The organism is Microbacterium sp. NPDC006705, from assembly GCF_044903545.1.
In the GTDB taxonomy this organism is placed as follows: Bacteria; Actinomycetota; Actinomycetes; order Actinomycetales; family Microbacteriaceae; genus Microbacterium; species Microbacterium plantarum.
On sequence record NZ_JBJDQQ010000001.1, the window covers coordinates 783,957 to 801,022 of the forward strand.

Annotated in this window: 13 protein-coding genes; 4 read left to right on the forward strand and 9 right to left on the reverse strand. The window is 69.7% G+C overall.

What is annotated here, in order from left to right:
• Positions 1-70: 70 nt before the first annotated feature.
• Complete coding sequence (gene mraZ, locus ACI2K6_RS03775; RefSeq protein ID WP_023951570.1) at positions 71-502, reverse strand: division/cell wall cluster transcriptional repressor MraZ; 432 nt, start codon at positions 500-502, stop codon at positions 71-73.
• A 150-nt stretch (positions 503-652) separates the two neighbouring features.
• Complete coding sequence (locus tag ACI2K6_RS03780; protein WP_112613936.1) at positions 653-1,024, reverse strand: DUF3040 domain-containing protein; 372 nt, start codon at positions 1,022-1,024, stop codon at positions 653-655.
• Positions 1,025-1,092: 68 nt separating this feature from the next.
• On the opposite strand from ACI2K6_RS03780, the gene ACI2K6_RS03785 reads away from it, so the two are divergent.
• The gene (locus ACI2K6_RS03785) at positions 1,093-2,166 is read left to right on the forward strand and encodes a polyprenyl synthetase family protein (protein ID WP_282502373.1); all 1,074 of its coding nucleotides are present in this window, start codon (positions 1,093-1,095) and stop codon (positions 2,164-2,166) included.
• A gap of 22 nt (positions 2,167-2,188) precedes the next feature.
• Here the strand turns inward: ACI2K6_RS03785 and ACI2K6_RS03790 are convergent, their stop codons facing one another.
• Positions 2,189-2,539 (reverse strand): Rv2175c family DNA-binding protein, encoded by a 351-nt coding sequence (locus ACI2K6_RS03790; RefSeq protein ID WP_274177629.1) that lies wholly within the window; start codon positions 2,537-2,539, stop codon positions 2,189-2,191.
• A gap of 138 nt (positions 2,540-2,677) precedes the next feature.
• Here ACI2K6_RS03790 and ACI2K6_RS03795 point away from each other — a divergent pair, with 138 nt between their 5' ends.
• Together ACI2K6_RS03795 and pknB are read left to right on the forward strand one after the other, a co-directional pair.
• Positions 2,678-3,904, forward strand: a complete 1,227-nt coding sequence (locus tag ACI2K6_RS03795) for a LysM peptidoglycan-binding domain-containing protein (protein WP_404568107.1) — start codon at positions 2,678-2,680, stop codon at positions 3,902-3,904.
• 87 nt (positions 3,905-3,991) lie between these two features.
• On the forward strand, positions 3,992-5,947 hold the full coding sequence (gene pknB / locus ACI2K6_RS03800) for a Stk1 family PASTA domain-containing Ser/Thr kinase (RefSeq protein WP_274177627.1): 1,956 nt from the start codon (positions 3,992-3,994) through the stop codon (positions 5,945-5,947).
• A 283-nt stretch (positions 5,948-6,230) separates the two neighbouring features.
• Here the strand turns inward: pknB and ACI2K6_RS03805 are convergent, their stop codons facing one another.
• Genes ACI2K6_RS03805 through ACI2K6_RS03815 form a run of 3 tightly spaced genes read right to left on the reverse strand, consistent with a single transcriptional unit; the run spans position 6,231 to position 9,237 of the window.
• A complete protein-coding gene (locus ACI2K6_RS03805) occupies positions 6,231-7,565 on the reverse strand; it encodes a class II 3-deoxy-7-phosphoheptulonate synthase (protein ID WP_112613926.1) in 1,335 nt (444 codons plus the stop codon).
• Between the two features lie 46 nt (positions 7,566-7,611).
• A complete protein-coding gene (locus tag ACI2K6_RS03810; RefSeq protein ID WP_112613924.1) occupies positions 7,612-8,301 on the reverse strand; it encodes a 1-acyl-sn-glycerol-3-phosphate acyltransferase in 690 nt (229 codons plus the stop codon).
• Between the two features lie 3 nt (positions 8,302-8,304).
• Positions 8,305-9,237, reverse strand: a complete 933-nt coding sequence (locus ACI2K6_RS03815) for an ROK family protein (RefSeq protein WP_404568108.1) — start codon at positions 9,235-9,237, stop codon at positions 8,305-8,307.
• 143 nt (positions 9,238-9,380) lie between these two features.
• On the opposite strand from ACI2K6_RS03815, the gene ACI2K6_RS03820 reads away from it, so the two are divergent.
• Entirely contained in the window at positions 9,381-11,216 is a 1,836-nt protein-coding gene (locus ACI2K6_RS03820; RefSeq protein WP_274177625.1) for a long-chain fatty acid--CoA ligase, read from the forward strand.
• Between the two features lie 65 nt (positions 11,217-11,281).
• Here ACI2K6_RS03820 and def read toward each other — a convergent pair whose 3' ends face one another.
• The 3 genes from def to ACI2K6_RS03835 are packed head-to-tail and all read right to left on the reverse strand — an operon-like array spanning position 11,282 to position 17,032.
• A complete protein-coding gene (gene def, locus ACI2K6_RS03825) occupies positions 11,282-11,773 on the reverse strand; it encodes a peptide deformylase (protein WP_112613918.1) in 492 nt (163 codons plus the stop codon).
• A 1-nt stretch (position 11,774) separates the two neighbouring features.
• The gene (locus ACI2K6_RS03830; RefSeq protein WP_404568109.1) at positions 11,775-13,574 is read right to left on the reverse strand and encodes an AAA family ATPase; all 1,800 of its coding nucleotides are present in this window, start codon (positions 13,572-13,574) and stop codon (positions 11,775-11,777) included.
• A gap of 50 nt (positions 13,575-13,624) precedes the next feature.
• The gene (locus tag ACI2K6_RS03835; protein WP_274177623.1) at positions 13,625-17,032 is read right to left on the reverse strand and encodes a pyruvate carboxylase; all 3,408 of its coding nucleotides are present in this window, start codon (positions 17,030-17,032) and stop codon (positions 13,625-13,627) included.
• Positions 17,033-17,066 lie beyond the last annotated feature (34 nt).

Consider the following 17,066-nt stretch of genomic DNA (forward strand, 5'->3'; position numbering starts at 1 on the left):
ATCCCCCTCCGCTGCGACCTGACACCGGGGAAGTGCGTCAGGGCCAGCGGCTGAGGATCACGGCCACGGGTCAGAAGAGTCCCGGGATCACCTCCTGCTCCATGTCGGAGTAGGCGTCTTCGTTGCCTGCGGCGTAGGCGTTCCAGGCATCCGCGTCCCAGATCTCGGCGTGCGCGCCGACACCGGTCATGACCAGTTCGCGCCCCAGCCCGGCGTAGGTGCGCAGGTGCGGCGGCACGGTGATGCGGTTCTGGCTGTCGGGCTTCTCCGCGCTCGCGCCGGAGAGGAACATCCGCTGGAAGTCACGCGCCTGCTTGTTCGTGAGAGGCGCTTCGCGGATGCGCTCGTAGACACGCTCGAACTCCACCGTGCTGAACACGTAGAGGCACCGCTCCTGTCCGCGCGTGACGACGACACCGGGGCCGAGGTCGTCGCGGAATTTGGCGGGGAGGATGACGCGGCCCTTCTCGTCGAGCTTGGGGGTGTGCGTGCCGAGAAGCATGGTGCTCCACCACCCCCTCCCGGCCCGTCGGTGGCCACCACTTTACTCCACTTTCCTCCACTTCACTATGGCCACAGCACCCATTCCTCCCCAGGGCACAAAAAAGAGCACCGACCCGAAGGTCGGTGCTCTGAGAAGAAGCGGGATGCGTCAGCGTTCGCCGTTGCGGCGGTCCCAGCGGTCGTTCATCCGGTCCATGAAATTCGAGGACCGGGCGGCGGGCTTTCGCGTGCCGGTGGTCGCCGTCGGTCGGCTCGCTGTTCCGTTGCGAGAGGGCGTCAGCGCCAACACGACCCCGCCCACCATGACGAGGAAGGCCACGACGCCGATCGCGATGATGCTGCTCGAGACGCCGGCGATGAGACCGCCGAGACCGAGGAGGACGAGCACCGCACCGTAGACGATGTTGCGGTAGCTGAGGGACTGACCTTCGCGCGGAGCACTGACGACGTCTGCTTCATTGCGCATGAGATGGCGTTCCATCTCGTCAAGCAGCCGCTGCTCCTGTTCTGACAGTGGCATGCATCCCCCTCTGTTCGGGTACCGATGCGCCCGATTCTACGCGCGCTGATGAGAACTAGGCTAGGCCTGTGACGAGCTCCGCCGACCCGATCTCGACCGTTTCCCAGCGACTGGAAAGCTTCGCGGCGGAACGGCGGGCCGAGGCCGCCGATCTCGGGGCCGAAGCGGTCGATTTCGTCGACCGCGCCTTCGCCGCCGTCGCCGGCGGCAAACGCCTCCGCGCGCGGTTCCTCACGGCTGGGCACGCGGTGGCCGGGGTCTCTTCCGACGACGCCGACATCGCAGGTGTCGCCGCTTCCCTGGAGATCTTCCATGCGGCCGCGCTCGTGCACGACGATCTGGTCGACAACTCGGACACGCGACGAGGACGCCCCGCCGCCCATCGCGCCCTCGAGGAGGCGCATCGCCGATCCGGCTGGCTCGGTGACGCCGACGCGTTCGGACGGGCCGCCGCGATCCTGCTCGGCGACCTGCTCATCGCCTGGAGCGACGACCTCCTCGAAGAGGCCGTCGACGGACACCGCTTCGCGTCGGACGTCCGCCGCCAGTACGCGACGATGCGGCGCGACGTCACGGTCGGGCAGTATCTGGACGTGGCCGAAGAGGCCGCGTGGGCCACGGCACCCGACCACGAGCACGCCGCCCGAGCACTGCGGGTCGCGTCCTACAAGTCCGCTCGATACAGCGTGCAGCAGCCCCTCCTGATCGGCGCGGCACTCGGCGGCGCCACCGCGGCCCAGCGCGAGGCCCTCGCTGAGTTCGGCCACTCCGTCGGTCTCGCCTTCCAGCTGCGCGATGACGTATTGGGCGTCTTCGGCGACCCCGCAGTGACGGGCAAGCCGTCCGGCGACGATCTCCGCGAGGGCAAGCGGACCGTCCTCATCGCTTACGCGCGCGAAGCGATGGACGCCGACGGCCGCGCCGACCTCGATGCTGCGCTCGGCGACCGGGCACTCGACGAGGCGACCATCCGACGCCTGCAGCGGGTCATCGACGAGAGCGGCGCCGTCCAGCGCCTCGAACAGGAGATCGCGCAGCTCGCCGCCGCAGCCGATGCGGCGCTCGATGACGCGCCGATCGGTGGTGCCGAGATCGCAACGCTCCGAGAGATCGGACAGGCCGCGATCCAGCGGACCGCCTGAGCGTCCGGAGCCTCTGCTCCGGTCAGGCGAGCGTCTGCGCGACCCTGCGGACCTCGGTCTTCCGTCCTGCGCGCAGGGCGGCGATGGGAGCGGCGCCGATGGAGTCCTCGGTGGCGAACAGCCAGTCGATCGCCTCGTCGTCCGAGAACCCGGCGTCGTGCAGCACGGTGATAGTGCCCCGGAGCGACGACAGCGGCGCGCCGTCGAGGAAGAAGGCCTCCGGCACGCGAAGCGTTCCGTCCCGACGCGAGCCGATGAGGTGATTCTCATCCAGCAGTCGCCGGACGCGGCTGAGCGTCTCGCCCGTCAGCTCGACGACCTCGGGCAGTGTCAGCCAGGACAGGGGAACGGCGGGGTAATCGGGAGTGCTCACCCCTTCACTATGTCACTTCCGATCGGCGTCCCGGCCCGCCGTCGGGTCGGCTTTCACACGAGTCACAGCAGTCACTTCGGTTGACACCTCTCACAGCAACATGTCAGCGTTTCCGAGACCTCCGAGAAGGGACCCTCCGTGCGCCGCGACTCGAACTCTCCCCCGCACCGCCCGCGACCACGCCTGCGTAGCGCCGTCGCACCCGCCGTCGTCGGTTCCATCGCGCTCAGCCTGACCGCGCAGCCGGCGACGGCAGCGCCGATGACCGAGACCGCCCAGCGCGACGCGGTCCCCGGCGCGTCGTTCCGAGCCGCCACGGTCGGCACCGCGGGCCCGGTGCGCCCGCTCTCGTCGCGTCCCGCAGAGCACACCGTCGTGCTCGGCGACACCGTCAGCCGCATCGCGTCCGCTTACGGACTTCGCACGGTCGATCTCCTGGCCTGGAACGGTTTGAATTGGTCGTCGGTCATCCGCCCCGGCGACCGCATCCGGTTGAGCGCGGAGCCGGGCGCCTCGGCGACGCCGGCTGCGGTCCCCGTAGCCCAGACCACCTCGACGGGACTCACCCATACCGTCGCGAGCGGCGACACCCCGTGGTCGGTCGCTCAGGCTCACGGCGTCGACGTCGCCACACTCCTGGCAGCGAACGGGCTCGCGGACGGTGCCGTGATCTTCCCCGGTCAGACGCTCGCGGTCCCAGGGTCGCCCTCGGCCGCCCCGACCCCGGCGCCCGCAGCCGCGGACGCCTCGCAGTCCGTGCCGATCGCCGCCGCGGCGCACACCGTGTCGGCAGGCGACACGCTGTCGGCGATCGCCGCCGCTCACGGTCTCGGCCTCGACGCCGTACTCGCGGCGAACGGGCTCGACCGCTCCTCGATCATCTATCCCGGCCAGCAGCTCGTGATCCCGGGAGCCGCCGCAGCACCCGCCGTCCAGGCCGCCGCTCTCCCCGACCTCGGCCTCGACGCGGAGCAGATCGCCAACGCGCGGCTGATCATCCAGGTCGGTCGGGAACGCGGTGTGCCCGACCGCGGGATCGCGATCGCCCTGGCGACTGCGATGGTCGAGTCGTGGATCCGCAACCTCGACTGGGGCGACCGCGACTCGCTCGGCCTCTTCCAGCAGCGTCCGAGCACCGGGTGGGGCACCCCCGATCAGGTGCGCGATCCCGCTCGCTCCATCGCCACGTTCTACGGCGGCGCGGCCGATCCCAACGGCACCGCGACGCGCGGACTGCTCGATATCCCGGGGTGGGAGAGCCTCGCCTTCACCGACGCCGCGCAGGCCGTGCAGATCTCCGCCTACCCCGAGCGGTACGGCGAGTGGGAGCAGCAGGCCTATCGCTGGCTCGCCGCACTCGGCTGACTCCGAGAACGCTCGGAAGCCATGTCGCCGACGCACGAGGGTGAGCCGTTGCCCGGGCTCGCAGCATCCGCTCCGTAGAATCGCTCCGTGAGCATGAGCCAGCAGACCGACCCGCTGATCGGCCGACTGGTCGACCAGCGGTATCGCGTCCGCGCTCGCATTGCCCGTGGCGGCATGGCCACGGTCTACGTCGCGACCGACCTCAGACTCGAGCGACGCGTGGCACTCAAGGTCATGCACGGGCATCTGTCGGACGACTCGGTCTTCCAGAGCCGCTTCATCCAGGAGGCCCGCTCTGCGGCGCGCCTGGCCGATCCGCACGTGGTCAACGTCTTCGACCAGGGCCAGGACGGCGAGATGGCCTACCTGGTGATGGAGTACCTCCCGGGCATCACTCTGCGTGAGCTGCTGCGCGAGCAGAAGCGTCTGACGATCCCTCAGACGATCACCATCATGGATGCGATCCTGTCCGGTCTCGCCGCCGCCCACCGCGCCGGGATCGTGCATCGCGACGTCAAACCGGAGAACGTCCTGCTGGCCGAGGACGGTCGCATCAAGATCGGCGACTTCGGCCTCGCTCGGGCCACGACGGCGAACACCGCGACCGGGCAGATGCTGCTCGGCACGATCGCCTACCTGGCACCTGAACTCGTCACCCGGGGCACGGCCGACGCCCGCAGCGACATCTACGCCCTGGGCATCATGCTCTACGAGATGCTCGCCGGCGAGCAGCCCTACAAGGGCGAGCAACCGATGCAGATCGCCTACCAGCACGCGACCGACTCGGTCCCGCGCCCGAGCGCGAAGAACCCGGGGGTGCCCGAGCAGCTCGACGAGCTGGTGCTGTGGGCGACCGAACGCGAGCCCGACGAGCGTCCCCTCGACGCCAAGGTCATGCTCGATCGGCTGCGAGAGATCGAGCGTGAACTCGGGGTGTTCCCCCAGGTCGTGCGCACGGCGCCGTCCGGCGCGCCGGTGGTGGTCATCGACGACGACGGCGAAGGTTCCGGCGAGCTCACGAAGGTGATGCCCGGGACGTTCACGGCGCCCCCCGTCACGACGGATGTCGACAACGCGACCCGGCTGCGCCGACACGCACGTCGCAACCGGACGAAGGGCGCCTGGCTCGTCACGATCGTGCTTCTGCTGGCGGCTCTCGCCGGCGGCACGGGATGGTGGTTCGGCTCGGGGCCGGGCTCGCTGGTCGCCGTTCCCGATGTGCGCGGAACGAGCTTCGCCGATGCGCAAGCCGCCATCATGGCACAGGGACTCCAGGCCCAGGAGACCGGCGAGAACAGCCTCGACGTCGCAGAGGGGCTCGCCATCCGCACCGACCCCGACCCCGGCTCCCGGCTCGATCGAGAGGCGGTCGTGACGGTCGTGATCTCGCGGGGCCCGGCGGAAGTCTCCATACCCGCGTTGTCGGGTCAGACCGAAGACGCAGCGCGCGAGATCCTCCGCCAGAACGTCATCGCCGTCTCGGACGATGCCGACGCGGAGTTCGATCCGGATGTCGCCGACGGCACCGTCATCCGCGCTTCCGGCACGCCTGCGGGGGGTGGCGAACCGGTCGACTGCTCCGGTGGATGCACGCTGCGCCAGGGCGATTCAGCCGCACTGCTGGTCTCTCGGGGTGCCGTGCCCGACGTCGCGGGCCAGAGCGTCAACCGTGCCACCGGAATCCTGACGGACGCCGGACTCGAGGTGTCGGGCGAGACCCGCACCGAGGCGAGCGAGCGCATCGCGAAGGGCGATGTGATCGGCATCGCCGACCGCGGTGAGGAAGGCAACTGGCGGCCGGGTGACGTCGTCACGCTCATCGTCTCGAGCGGTCCCCCGCTGTTCGAGGTGCCGAGCGTCGTCGGACAGACCCGCGATGCGGCCGCACAGACGCTCCGCGACGCCGGCTTCGAGGTCAGCTTCTCCGCGCTGTGGAACATCTGGCCGGACGGACTGACGAAGGTCACCGCTCAAGACCCCGCCGGTGGCAGCAAGCACGTGCGCGGCACCACGATCACGCTGCAGATCACCGCGACCGGCTGACCCTCTCCGCCGCCGCGCGCCGATGACCCGGTACCCGGCATCCTCGAACAGCTGAACGCGCGTGAGGTCGTCGAGCCACCGTCGCCGCAAGGTGCGGTGCTCGACCCCCTGGTACTCGAGGGGCAGCCGGTGCGCGACGCGCAACAGCGACTCGCGGGCGGGAGCAGGCCTCGCCGACCCAGCGCTCTCCACAGCCGGGAACGGCGAGAGCGCACATCTGCACGGTGGGGAGACCCCACAACCGTGCGGATGTGCGCTCTCGCGCGGCCGCGGAGCCCGGAGCTCAGCGCTTCTCGAGCTCCTCGGCGACCAGGAAGGCCAGTTCGAGGCTCTGCATGTGGTTCAGACGCGGGTCGCACAGGCTCTCGTACCGCGTGGCGAGCGTCGCCTCGTCGATCATCTCGGAGCCGCCGAGGCACTCCGTGACGTCGTCACCCGTGAGCTCGACGTGGATGCCGCCCGGGAAGGTGCCCACCGCACGGTGCGCCTCGAAGAAGCCGCGCACCTCGTCGACGACGTCGTCGAAGCGACGCGTCTTGTAGCCGGTGGGCGTCGTGATGCCGTTGCCGTGCATCGGGTCGGTGACCCACAGCGGCGTCGCGCCCGAGTCCTTCACGGCCTCGAGCAGCGGCGGCAGCGCATCGCGGATCTTGCCCGCCCCCATACGAGTGATGAAGGTGAGGCGACCCGGCTCGCGCTCGGGGTCGAGCTTGTCGATCAGCGCCAGCGCGGTGTCGGTCGACGTCGTGGGGCCGAGCTTCACCCCGATGGGGTTGCGGATCTTCGAGAAGTAGTCGACGTGCGCGCCGTCGAGCTCGCGCGTGCGCTCGCCGATCCAGAGGAAGTGCGACGACGTGTTGTACGGCGTGTTCGTCCGCGAATCGATGCGCGTCATCGGGCGCTCGTAGTCCATCAGCAGGCCCTCGTGGCCCGTGTAGAACTCGACGCCGCGCAGCTCGTCGAAGTTGGCCCCGGCCGCCTCCATGAACTTGATGGCTCGGTCGATCTCTCCCGCGAGGCCCTCGTAACGGGCATTCGCCGGGTTCGACGCGAAGCCCTTGTTCCACGAGTGCACCTCGCGCAGGTCGGCGAACCCGCCCTGCGTGAACGCGCGGATGAGGTTGAGCGTCGACGCGGCCGTGTGGTAGCCCTTGAGCAGCCGGGCTGGGTCGGGCTGACGCGAGGCGGCGGTGAAGTCGTAGCCGTTGACGATGTCGCCGCGGTACGCCGGCAGCGTGACGTCGCCGCGCGTCTCGGTGTCGCTCGAGCGGGGCTTGGCGAACTGCCCGGCCATGCGACCCATCTTGACGACGGGCATCGAGGCGCCATAGGTCAGCACGACCGCCATCTGCAGCACCGTCTTGATGCGGTTGCGGATCTTCTCCGCGGTCGCGCCGGCGAACGTCTCGGCGCAGTCACCGCCCTGCAGGAGGAAGGCTTCTCCGGATGCCGCGCGCGCGAGGCGCTCGCGGAGGATGTCCACCTCACCGGCGAAGACGAGGGGCGGGAGCGTCGCGATCTCGGCCGACACCGCAGCCACGGCGTCGGGGTCGTTCCACGCCGGCTGCTGCTTGATGGGAAGATCGCGCCACGAGTCGAGTGAATCCAGCGTAGGCACGCGCCAAGTCTAGTGCTCGGCCGACACCCCGCCGGCCGTGTGACGATCAGGCCTGCTGCTGCGCTGCGCGCTCCTTGACCGACGATGCGTACACGTCTTCGTACTCCTGCTCGCCCAGCCGCTGCAGCGCGACCATGATCTCGTCGGTCACCGAGCGCAGCACGTACCGGTCGCTCTCCATCCCCTGGAAACGAGAGAAGTCCAGCGGCTCGCCGATGACCATTCCCACCCGTCCGACCCGGGGGATGCTGCGCCCGATGGGCATGACCGCGTCGGTGTCGACCATGACGACGGGGATCACGGGCACGCGGGCCTCGAGCGCCATGCGCGCCAATCCGGTACGTCCGCGGTAGAGCTTGCCATCGGGGCTCCGCGTGCCCTCGGGGTAGATCCCGAGCAGATCGCCGCGGCCCAGCACCTGGAGTCCCGTGTTGAGCGAGGCTTCGGACGCCTTGCCCCCCGTCCGGTCGATGGCGATCTGACCCGTCGCCTTCATGAACACCCGAGTGGCCCAGCCCTTGAGGCCCGTTCCGGTGAAGTAGTCGCTCTTGGCGAGGAACGACATCGGCCGGTCGATCATGAGCGGCAGGAAGATCGAGTCGCTCACAGAGAGGTGGTTACTGGCGAAGATCGCCGCACCGGATGCCGGGACGTTGCGGCGCCCCACGATCCAGGGCCGGAAGATCGCCTTCACGACGGGTCCGATGAAGATGTACTTCATCAGCCAGTAGAACACCGGTCACCGCCCCCCGGCCAGATCGGCGACGCCGATCAGGCCCGCGTCGTTGCCGAGCGTCGCGATCGCGAAGTCGGCGGGAGCCGCGTTCTCGCCGCCCGGGAGCGCGTCACGGTAGGCCGCCCGGACCGGCGCGAGGAGCGTCTCGCCGAGCTGGGCGACGCCGCCGCCGATGACGAAGATCTCGGGGTCGAGCGTCGCCTGGAACCCGCCCGCGGTCTCGCCCAGCGCCGTCGCGACCCGGTGGAGCGCCTCGAGCGCTCCGGGATCGTCGGCGAGGATCAGGCGCGAGATCGCGTCGCCCGGGATCGAACCGTGCTCGTCGCGCACCTGCGCGAGCCCGGCACCGAGCTCGGGGTCGTCGGCGATGGCCACCGCCTCGCGCTGCAGCGCGCGTCCCGAGGCGTACTGCTCGAGGCATCCCTTCAGGCCGCACCCGCACGGGCGCCCGCCGCGCTCGAACCGCACGTGGCCGAGCTCGCCCGCCGCTCCTCGACCGCCGATGAGGAGCTGCCCGTCGATGATGACCGCTCCCCCGACGCCGGTGCCGAGGGTCAGCATCACCATGTTGGAGCTGCCGCGGCCGGCGCCGAAGCGGTACTCCGCCCACCCCGCGGCGTTGGCATCGTTCTCGAGCACGACGGCGACGCCGACGCGCGCCTCGAGCTCGGCTCGCAACGGGTGCTCCACCCAGTCGATGTTCGGGGCGTGGCGCATGATCGACCGGGTGCGATCGAGGAACCCCGCAGCAGCGACGCCGACAGCGGTGACCTCGTGCGATGCGCGGAAGTGCCGCACCATGTCGGCGACGGCTTCGGCCAGCGCGTCGGTGTCGGCGGGGGTGTCGACGCGGATGCGGTCGACGATCGTCCCGTCGGCGGAGACGACACCTCCGGCGATCTTGGTTCCGCCGATGTCGATGCCGATGTTGAGCACGCGTGGTCCTTTCCGTCGGCCGTCCGGCGGCGACCCGCAAAGTCTAATGGGGCACCGCGTTCGCGCGCGGGCTCGGCGGCCGGGCGGCCGATAGAGTGTCTGTACCCTGCCAGACGCTTCCGGTACCGAAGGAGTTGCCGCCCATGAGCGCCGTCCAGTTCGAAGTCCCCGCTGTCGTTCCAGCCGACCCTGACGCGAACATCACCGATCTCCTCGTCGACCGGGTCGCCGCGACCCCGTCGCGAGCGCTCTTCGCCGTGCCGCACGACGGTGGTTGGCGAGACATCTCCGCGGCCGAGTTCCAACGCGAGGTCATCGCGCTGGCGAAGGGTCTCGTCGCCGCCGGTGTCGAGCCCGGCGACAAGGTGGCGTTCATCGCCCGCACCACGTACGACTGGACGCTCGTCGATTTCGCGATCTTCTTCGCCGGCGCCGTGATGGTCCCCGTCTACGAGACGAGCTCGGCGTCGCAGATCGCCTGGATCCTCGGCGACTCGGGCGCGACGTTCGCGATCGCGGAGTCGGCCGACCACGCGGGTCGCATCGACGAGATCCGGTCGACCGTGCCCCTCGTCCGCGAGGTGTGGGTCATGGCTTCGGGACATCTCGACAAGCTGCGCTCGAGCGGGGGCGGCGTGTCCGACGAGGAGATCGAGCGGCGACGGAACCTCGCCGTCGGCTCGGACATTGCGACGCTCATCTACACCTCGGGATCGACCGGGCGCCCGAAGGGCTGTGTGCTGACCCACAGCAACTTCGTCGAGCTCGCCCGAAACTCCGGCGAAGCGCTCAAAGAGGTCGTCAACCACCCCGGCGGCGCATCGACGCTGCTGTTCATCACCACGGCCCACGTCTTCGCTCGCTTCATCTCGATCCTCAATGTCCATGCCGGGGTCAAGACCGGGCATCAGCCCGACACCAAGCAGCTGCTGCCTGCTCTCGGCACGTTCCAGCCGACCTTCCTGCTCGCGGTCCCGCGCGTGTTCGAGAAGGTCTACAACTCGGCGGAGCAGAAGGCCGAAGCCGGCGGCAAGGGCAAGATCTTCCGCGCCGCCGCGCAGGTCGCGATCGATCACTCGCGGCTGAAGCAGGAGGGCAAGAGCATCCCGCTGCTGACCAAGCTCAAGTTCCGTGTCTTCGACAAGCTGGTCTACGGCAAGCTCCGGGCCGCCATGGGCGGCCGCGTCACCTACGCCGTCTCGGGATCCGCTCCCCTGGGCCCGCGCCTCGGCCACTTCTTCCACAGCCTCGGCGTCACGATCCTCGAGGGCTACGGACTCACCGAGACGACGGCTCCCGCGACGGTCAACCTCGCGACGAAGTCCAAGATCGGCACGGTCGGGCCGGTCCTGCCCGGCGTCGGAGTCCGCCTCGGTGAGGACGGCGAAGTCGAGGTGCGCGGCATCAACGTGTTCGCGGAGTACTGGCGCAACCCCGAGGCCACCGAGGCGGCGTTCAACGACGGCTGGTTCAAGACCGGCGACATCGGATCGTTCGACGACGAGGGCTTCCTCACGATCACCGGACGCAAGAAGGAGATCATCGTCACCGCCGGCGGCAAGAACGTCGCCCCCGCCGTGCTGGAAGATCCCATCCGCGCCAATCCGATCGTGGGCCAGGTCGTCGTCGTGGGCGATCAGAAGCCCTTCATCTCCGCGCTCGTCACGCTCGACCCGGAGATGCTGCCGACCTGGCTGACGAATAACGGCCTCTCCGGAGACATGTCCCTCGCCGACGCGGCAAAGAACGCCGAGGTCCGCGCCGAGGTCCAGCGCGCGATCGACGAGGCGAACCGCAACGTCTCGCGCGCAGAGTCGATCCGCAAGTTCACGATCCTCGACACGGAGTGGACCGAGGCGAGCGGCCACCTGACGCCCAAGATGAGCATCAAGCGCAACGTCATCCTCACCGACTTCTCGGACGCCATCTCCGACATCTACGACGAACCGGTGAAGACGAGCAACGTCCCGCTCGGATGATCGGATGACGCAGAAGCGGGGCCCGGCTGGTGATGACCGGCCGGGCCCCGCTTCTGCGTGACGCGTCAGAACCAGGACGACTCGCGCACCTCGCGCATGGCGATCCGACGCTCGGCGGGCGAGAGCCGGTCGAGGTACAGGATGCCATCGAGATGATCGCACTCGTGCTGCAGGGCCTGCGCCATCAGCCCCTCGCCCTCGAGGACGATCTCTTCGCCGTCGAGATCGATGCCCACGGCGCGCGCGTACGGGTGCCGGAGCGTGTCATGCCACAGGTTGGGTACCGAGAGGCATCCCTCGCCGATCAGAGACGGTTCACCGGAGACCTCGACGAGACGCGGATTGAGGATGTAGCCGATGACGCCGTCCACGTTGTAGCTGAACGCGCGCAGGCCCACGCCGATCTGCGGAGCGGCGACGCCCGCACGACCGGGCAGCTCGACGGTGTCGAGGAGGTCCTGGACGAGCGAGCGCACACCGTCGTCGATCGTCTCGATCGGAGCTGCCGGCGACTTCAGGACCGGGTCGCCGAAGAAGCGGATCGCGCGAACCGTCATGTCAGGCCGCCCCTCCCAGACGCAGACCTTCGACCACGCTCGCCGCGAGTTTGCGCGCCGCTTCGCGGGTCGCCGGCTCGAGGTCGCGGAACGAGACCGCGCTCCCCGCCGCCAGGTGCGGGTCGTACGGAACGCGCAGGACGGAGCGCACGCGCGTGGCGAAGTGCGTCTCCAACTCTTCCGCGCGAACCATCGGCGTTCCCGGACGGGATGTGTTGAGCACCACGACGGCGTTCTTCACGGCGTCGGCGAAACCGTTGGATTCGAGCCACGTCAACGTCTCGGAGGCCAGCCGGGCCTCGTCGACCGAGAGACCGGCGACGACGACGATCTGGTCGGACAGTCCGAGAGTCGCGCCCATCACGGAATGCACGATCCCGGTGCCCGTGTCGGTGAGGACGATGGAGTAATAGTGCGCCGCGATCGCGGCCACATCCTCGTAATCGTGATCGCTGAACGCTTCGGATACGTGCGGATCGGCGTCGGAGGCCAGCACGTCGAGCCGGGTTTCGTCGCGCGCGACGATGGCGGAGAGGTCGTTGAAGCCGACTACCTCACCGCGTGCACGCGCCAGATCGCGCACGGTCTTCCCGCTCGTGCGGCCGATGCGATCGGCCAGCGTGCCACGATCGGGATTGGCGTCGATGGCGATCACGCGGTCATCGCGGGCATCTGCGAGAGCCATGCCGAGGAGGGTCGTCACCGTCGTCTTGCCGACGCCGCCCTTGCGCGAGAGCACGGGGACGAACTTCGCGCCACCGGCCAGCGGCGCGGCGATGCGACGGTCGAGCTCCTTCCGCGCCCGCGCGCGCTTTCCGTCGCCGAGGTTGATGCGATGGCCGGAGACGCTGTACAGCAGCCGCTGCCAACGGCCTTCCGGCTCGGCTCGCACGACCTGCGAGGGGTCGATCAGACGTTCGGCCGTGAGGAGGTCGGCGGACTCGCGCCCGGCCTCGAGGTCGCCGATACGTCGCGATTGGAGGACGGGCTCGGTCGTACGCGCCACGGACACGCGCTCGGTGGCGTGACGCACCTGCTCGGCGGCCTGGTGCGCTTGCCGGCGCGTCGTCGGCACGGTCCCGGTGATCGGGGTGGAGGTCGGCACGACCGTCGCGACGGCGGCACCGCCCTCGAGCGTTTCTCCGACGTCGGGCTTCGGGGCGTCGTGCTCGACGGCGGCGTCCGTCGCGTCGCCGGACTCATCACGCACGTCCAGAGCCTCGCCGGCTGCACCCGCGGTCATCGGTTCCGAGTCGTCCTGACCGTCGGTCTCCGCGTCCTCGTCGTCGATCGTGGCGGTGACGACCTCGTCGGCCGGCTCGGCTGCGTCGTCATCGGTCGCGACGTCCTCGTCGATCGCGACGTCCTCATCGGTCGCGACGTCGATGTCGTCGTCGACGACGAGGTCGGCTGCTTCGGCCTCCGTCACCTCGTCGCCCATCTCGCCGTCGCTCGGCCGATCCGGCGCCGCGAGGTCGTCGTCGTGGTCTGGAGTCGCGTGCTCGCCGACGCCCGCCTCGTCGTCGGAAGCACGCGATGTGTCATCCTCCGACGCGTCGGCATCGCCGTACGGCTCGCCCGGTCCCGCCCCGAGGGGGATGTCGCCCGTCGTCAGCTGCTCGTCGCCGACCTCGCCGTCGATGACGTCGTCGTCATCGAGGTCGTCTTCCGCGACGGGAAGCGCGACGTCGACCTGCGCGGTGCCGCCGATGATCCCGATCGCCGTCGTGTGAATGCTCTCGCTGTCGGCGAGGACCGCGGGATCGGTCTCTTCGGGCTGATTCTCGTTGCGCTCAGGCATGTTTTGCTGCGTCCACTCCCAGGTCTCGAGCTCGCGCCCGACCCCTTAGGCTACCCGCCGGGCCGGACGACGACCAAAAGGTCACCGGCTTCGACAGCTGCGGTCGGATCGACGACGAGCCGCTCGACGACGCCCGCCACGGGCGCCGTGATGCCCGCTTCCATCTTCATCGCCTCGATCGACGCGACGGGCGCCCCGGCCTCGACGGCATCGCCGACGGCCACCTTGAGCGTCACGACGCCCGAGAACGGAGCCGCGACCTGACCAGGAATCGCGGTATCGGCCTTCTCTGCTTGGCGGGCCTCGACGCTGATCCCGCGGTCGCGGACGAAGACCGGCCGCAGCTGCCCGTTCAGCGTCGCCATGACCGTGCGCATGCCCTTGTCATCGGCCTCGCCGATGGCCTCGAGCCCGACGTAGAGCTGGACGCCCTTCTCGATCTCGACGACGTGCTCAGCGCCGGGAACGAGCCCGTACAGATAGTCCGCGGTGTCGAGCACGCTGAGGTCACCGTACGTCTCGCGTACCCGGTCGAACTCCTGGGTCGGCGCGGGGAAGAGCAGCGCGTTCAGCGTGCGCCGTCGCGTTGCGGAATCCGCGTCGAGGTCCGCCGCCTGCGCTGCCGACAGGTCGGTGACAGCGGGGCGCACGGTGCGCCCGGCGAGCACCTTCGACCGGAACGGTTCGGGCCATCCGCCCGGCAGGTCGCCGAGCTCGCCCGCCATGAAGCCGACGACCGATTCCGGGATGTCGTACGCACCCGGGTCGGCGGCGAAGGCTTCGGGATCGGCTTTGACGGCCGCCAGATGCAGGGCGAGGTCGCCCACGACCTTCGACGACGGCGTGACCTTCGGAACCCGGCCGAGGATCCGGTTCGCCGCGGCGTACATGTCCTCGATGAGCTCGAAATCGTCGGCGAGCCCGAGGGCGATGGCCTGCTGCCGCAGGTTGGAGAGCTGGCCGCCGGGGATCTCGTGGCGGTAGACCCGGCCGGTGGGGCCCGGCAGACCGGACTCGAACGGCCGGTACATGTGCCGCACGGCTTCCCAGTAGGGCTCGAGGTCCGACACCGCATCGAGGTCGAGCCCCGTGTCGCGGTCGGTGTGCGCGAGGGCGGCCACGAGGGCGGAGAGCGACGGCTGGCTGGTCGTGCCCGCCATGGGCGCGGACGCCGCGTCGACGGCATCCGCCCCCGCTGCGCTCGCGGCCAGAAGGGTCGCCAGCTGCCCGCCGGCGGTGTCGTGCGTGTGGACGTGGACGGGGAGATCGAACCGTTCGCGCAGCGCCGAGACCAGGCGCGACGCTGCGGCCGGCCGCAGCAACCCGGCCATGTCCTTGATGGCGAGGACGTGCGCTCCCGCTTCGACGATCTCCTCGGCGAGACGGAGGTAGTAGTCGAGGGTGTAGAGGTCCTCGCTCGGGTCGAGCAGATCTCCCGTGTAGCAGAGCGCGACTTCGGCGATCGTCGTTCCGGTCTCGAGGACGGCGTCGATGGCGGGCCGCATCTGCGTGACGTCGTTCAGTGCGTCGAAGATCCGGAAGATGTCGACACCCGCATCCGCCGCTTCCCGGACGAAGGCTTGCGTGACGGCTGTCGGGTAGGGGGTGTACCCGACGGTGTTGCGGCCGCGCAGCAGCATCTGCAGCGCCACGTTGGGAAGCGCGTCACGGAGCTTGTCGAGCCGTTCCCAGGGGTCTTCGCCGAGGAAGCGGAGCGCCACGTCGTAGGTCGCTCCGCCCCACGCCTCGACGGAGAGAAGCTGAGGAGTGAGCCGCGCAACAGCGGGGGCGACCGCAACGAGGTCCTTGGTCCGCACGCGGGTCGCGAGAAGCGACTGGTGCGCGTCGCGGAAGGTCGTCTCCGTCACGGCGAGCGAGGTCTGGCGGCGCAGGGCTTCGGCGAACCCCACTGGCCCGAGTTCGAGGAGGCGCTGACGCGAGCCCGCCGGTGGCGACGCAGCGAGGTCGATCCGCGGAAGCTTGCTCCGGGGGTCGACGCTCGTCGGAGCAGAACCGTGCGGGCGGTTGACGGTGGTGTCGGCGAGCCAACCCAGGATCTTCGATCCGCGGTCCTTGGACGCGCGTCCCTCGAGCAGCTCGGGGCGCTCGTCGATGAACGACGTGCTGAGGTCACCGCGAGCGAAAGACGGGTCGTCGAGAACCTGCTGCAGGAACGGGATGTTGGTCGAGACGCCACGGATGCGGAACTCGGCGAGGGCGCGGCGCGAGCGCACGACCGCGGCGCCGAAGTCTCGCCCCCGGCACGTGAGCTTCGCGAGCATCGAGTCGAAGTGCGGGCTCACCTGAGACCCGGCGGCGGTCGTGCCGCCGTCGAGACGGATGCCGGCCCCGCCGGGCGACCGGTAGGTGGTGATCTTCCCCGTATCGGGGCGGAACCCCTGAGCCGGGTCTTCGGTCGTGATGCGGCACTGCAGAGCCGCGCCGCGCAGCTGGATGCGGTCCTGGGTGAGGCCGAGCTGCGCGAGGCTCTCCCCCGCCGCGATCCGCATCTGGGACTGGACCAGGTCGACGTCGGTGACCTCCTCGGTCACCGTGTGCTCGACCTGGATGCGGGGGTTCATCTCGATGAAGACGATCTCGCCTGCCCGGGGGCCGGCGGTCTCGAGCAGGAACTCGACGGTGCCGGCGTTCACGTAGCCGATGGAGGTCGCGAAGGCGATCGCGTGCCGGTGCAGGTCGGCCCGCGTCTCGTCGTCGAGATTGGGAGCCGGCGCGATCTCGATGACCTTCTGATGGCGCCGCTGCACCGAGCAGTCCCGCTCGAAGAGGTGAACCGTCTCCCCCGTGGCATCGGCGAGCACCTGAACCTCGACATGGCGGGGTCGCTGCACGGCCTGTTCCAGGAAGACGCGCGCGTCGCCGAAGGCACTCCGGGCCTCGCGCATGGCCTCGGAGAGGGCCGGCGCGAGCTCGTCGGGGCTGGCGACGCGCCGCATCCCGCGTCCCCCACCGCCGGCGACGGCTTTGACGAAGACGGGGAAGCCGATGTCGCCTGCCTGGGCCACGAGAGCGTCGATGTCGTCAGAGGCGTCGGTCGATCGCAACACCGGCACGCCTGCGGCGACCGCGTGACTCTTGGCCGTGACCTTGTTCCCCGCCATCTCGAGCACGCGTGCGGAGGGACCGATGAACGCGATGCCCGCCTCGGCGGCGCGCGCGGCGAGTTCCGGGTTCTCCGACAGGAAGCCGTAGCCCGGATAGATGGCGTCTGCCCCGCTCTCACGCGCGACGCGGATGATCTCGTCGACGTCGAGGTACGCACGCACCGGGTGCCCCTTGACGCCGATCTCATAGGCCTCGTCGGCTTTCAGCCGGTGGAGCGAGTATCTGTCCTCATGGGGATAGACCGCCACGGTCCGGGCCCCCAGCTCGAACGCCGCACGGAAAGCGCGGATGGCGATCTCACCACGATTCGCGACAAGGATCTTCCGGAACATGCTCACCTCGCTGGAGTGAGTCGCGCGGCAACGG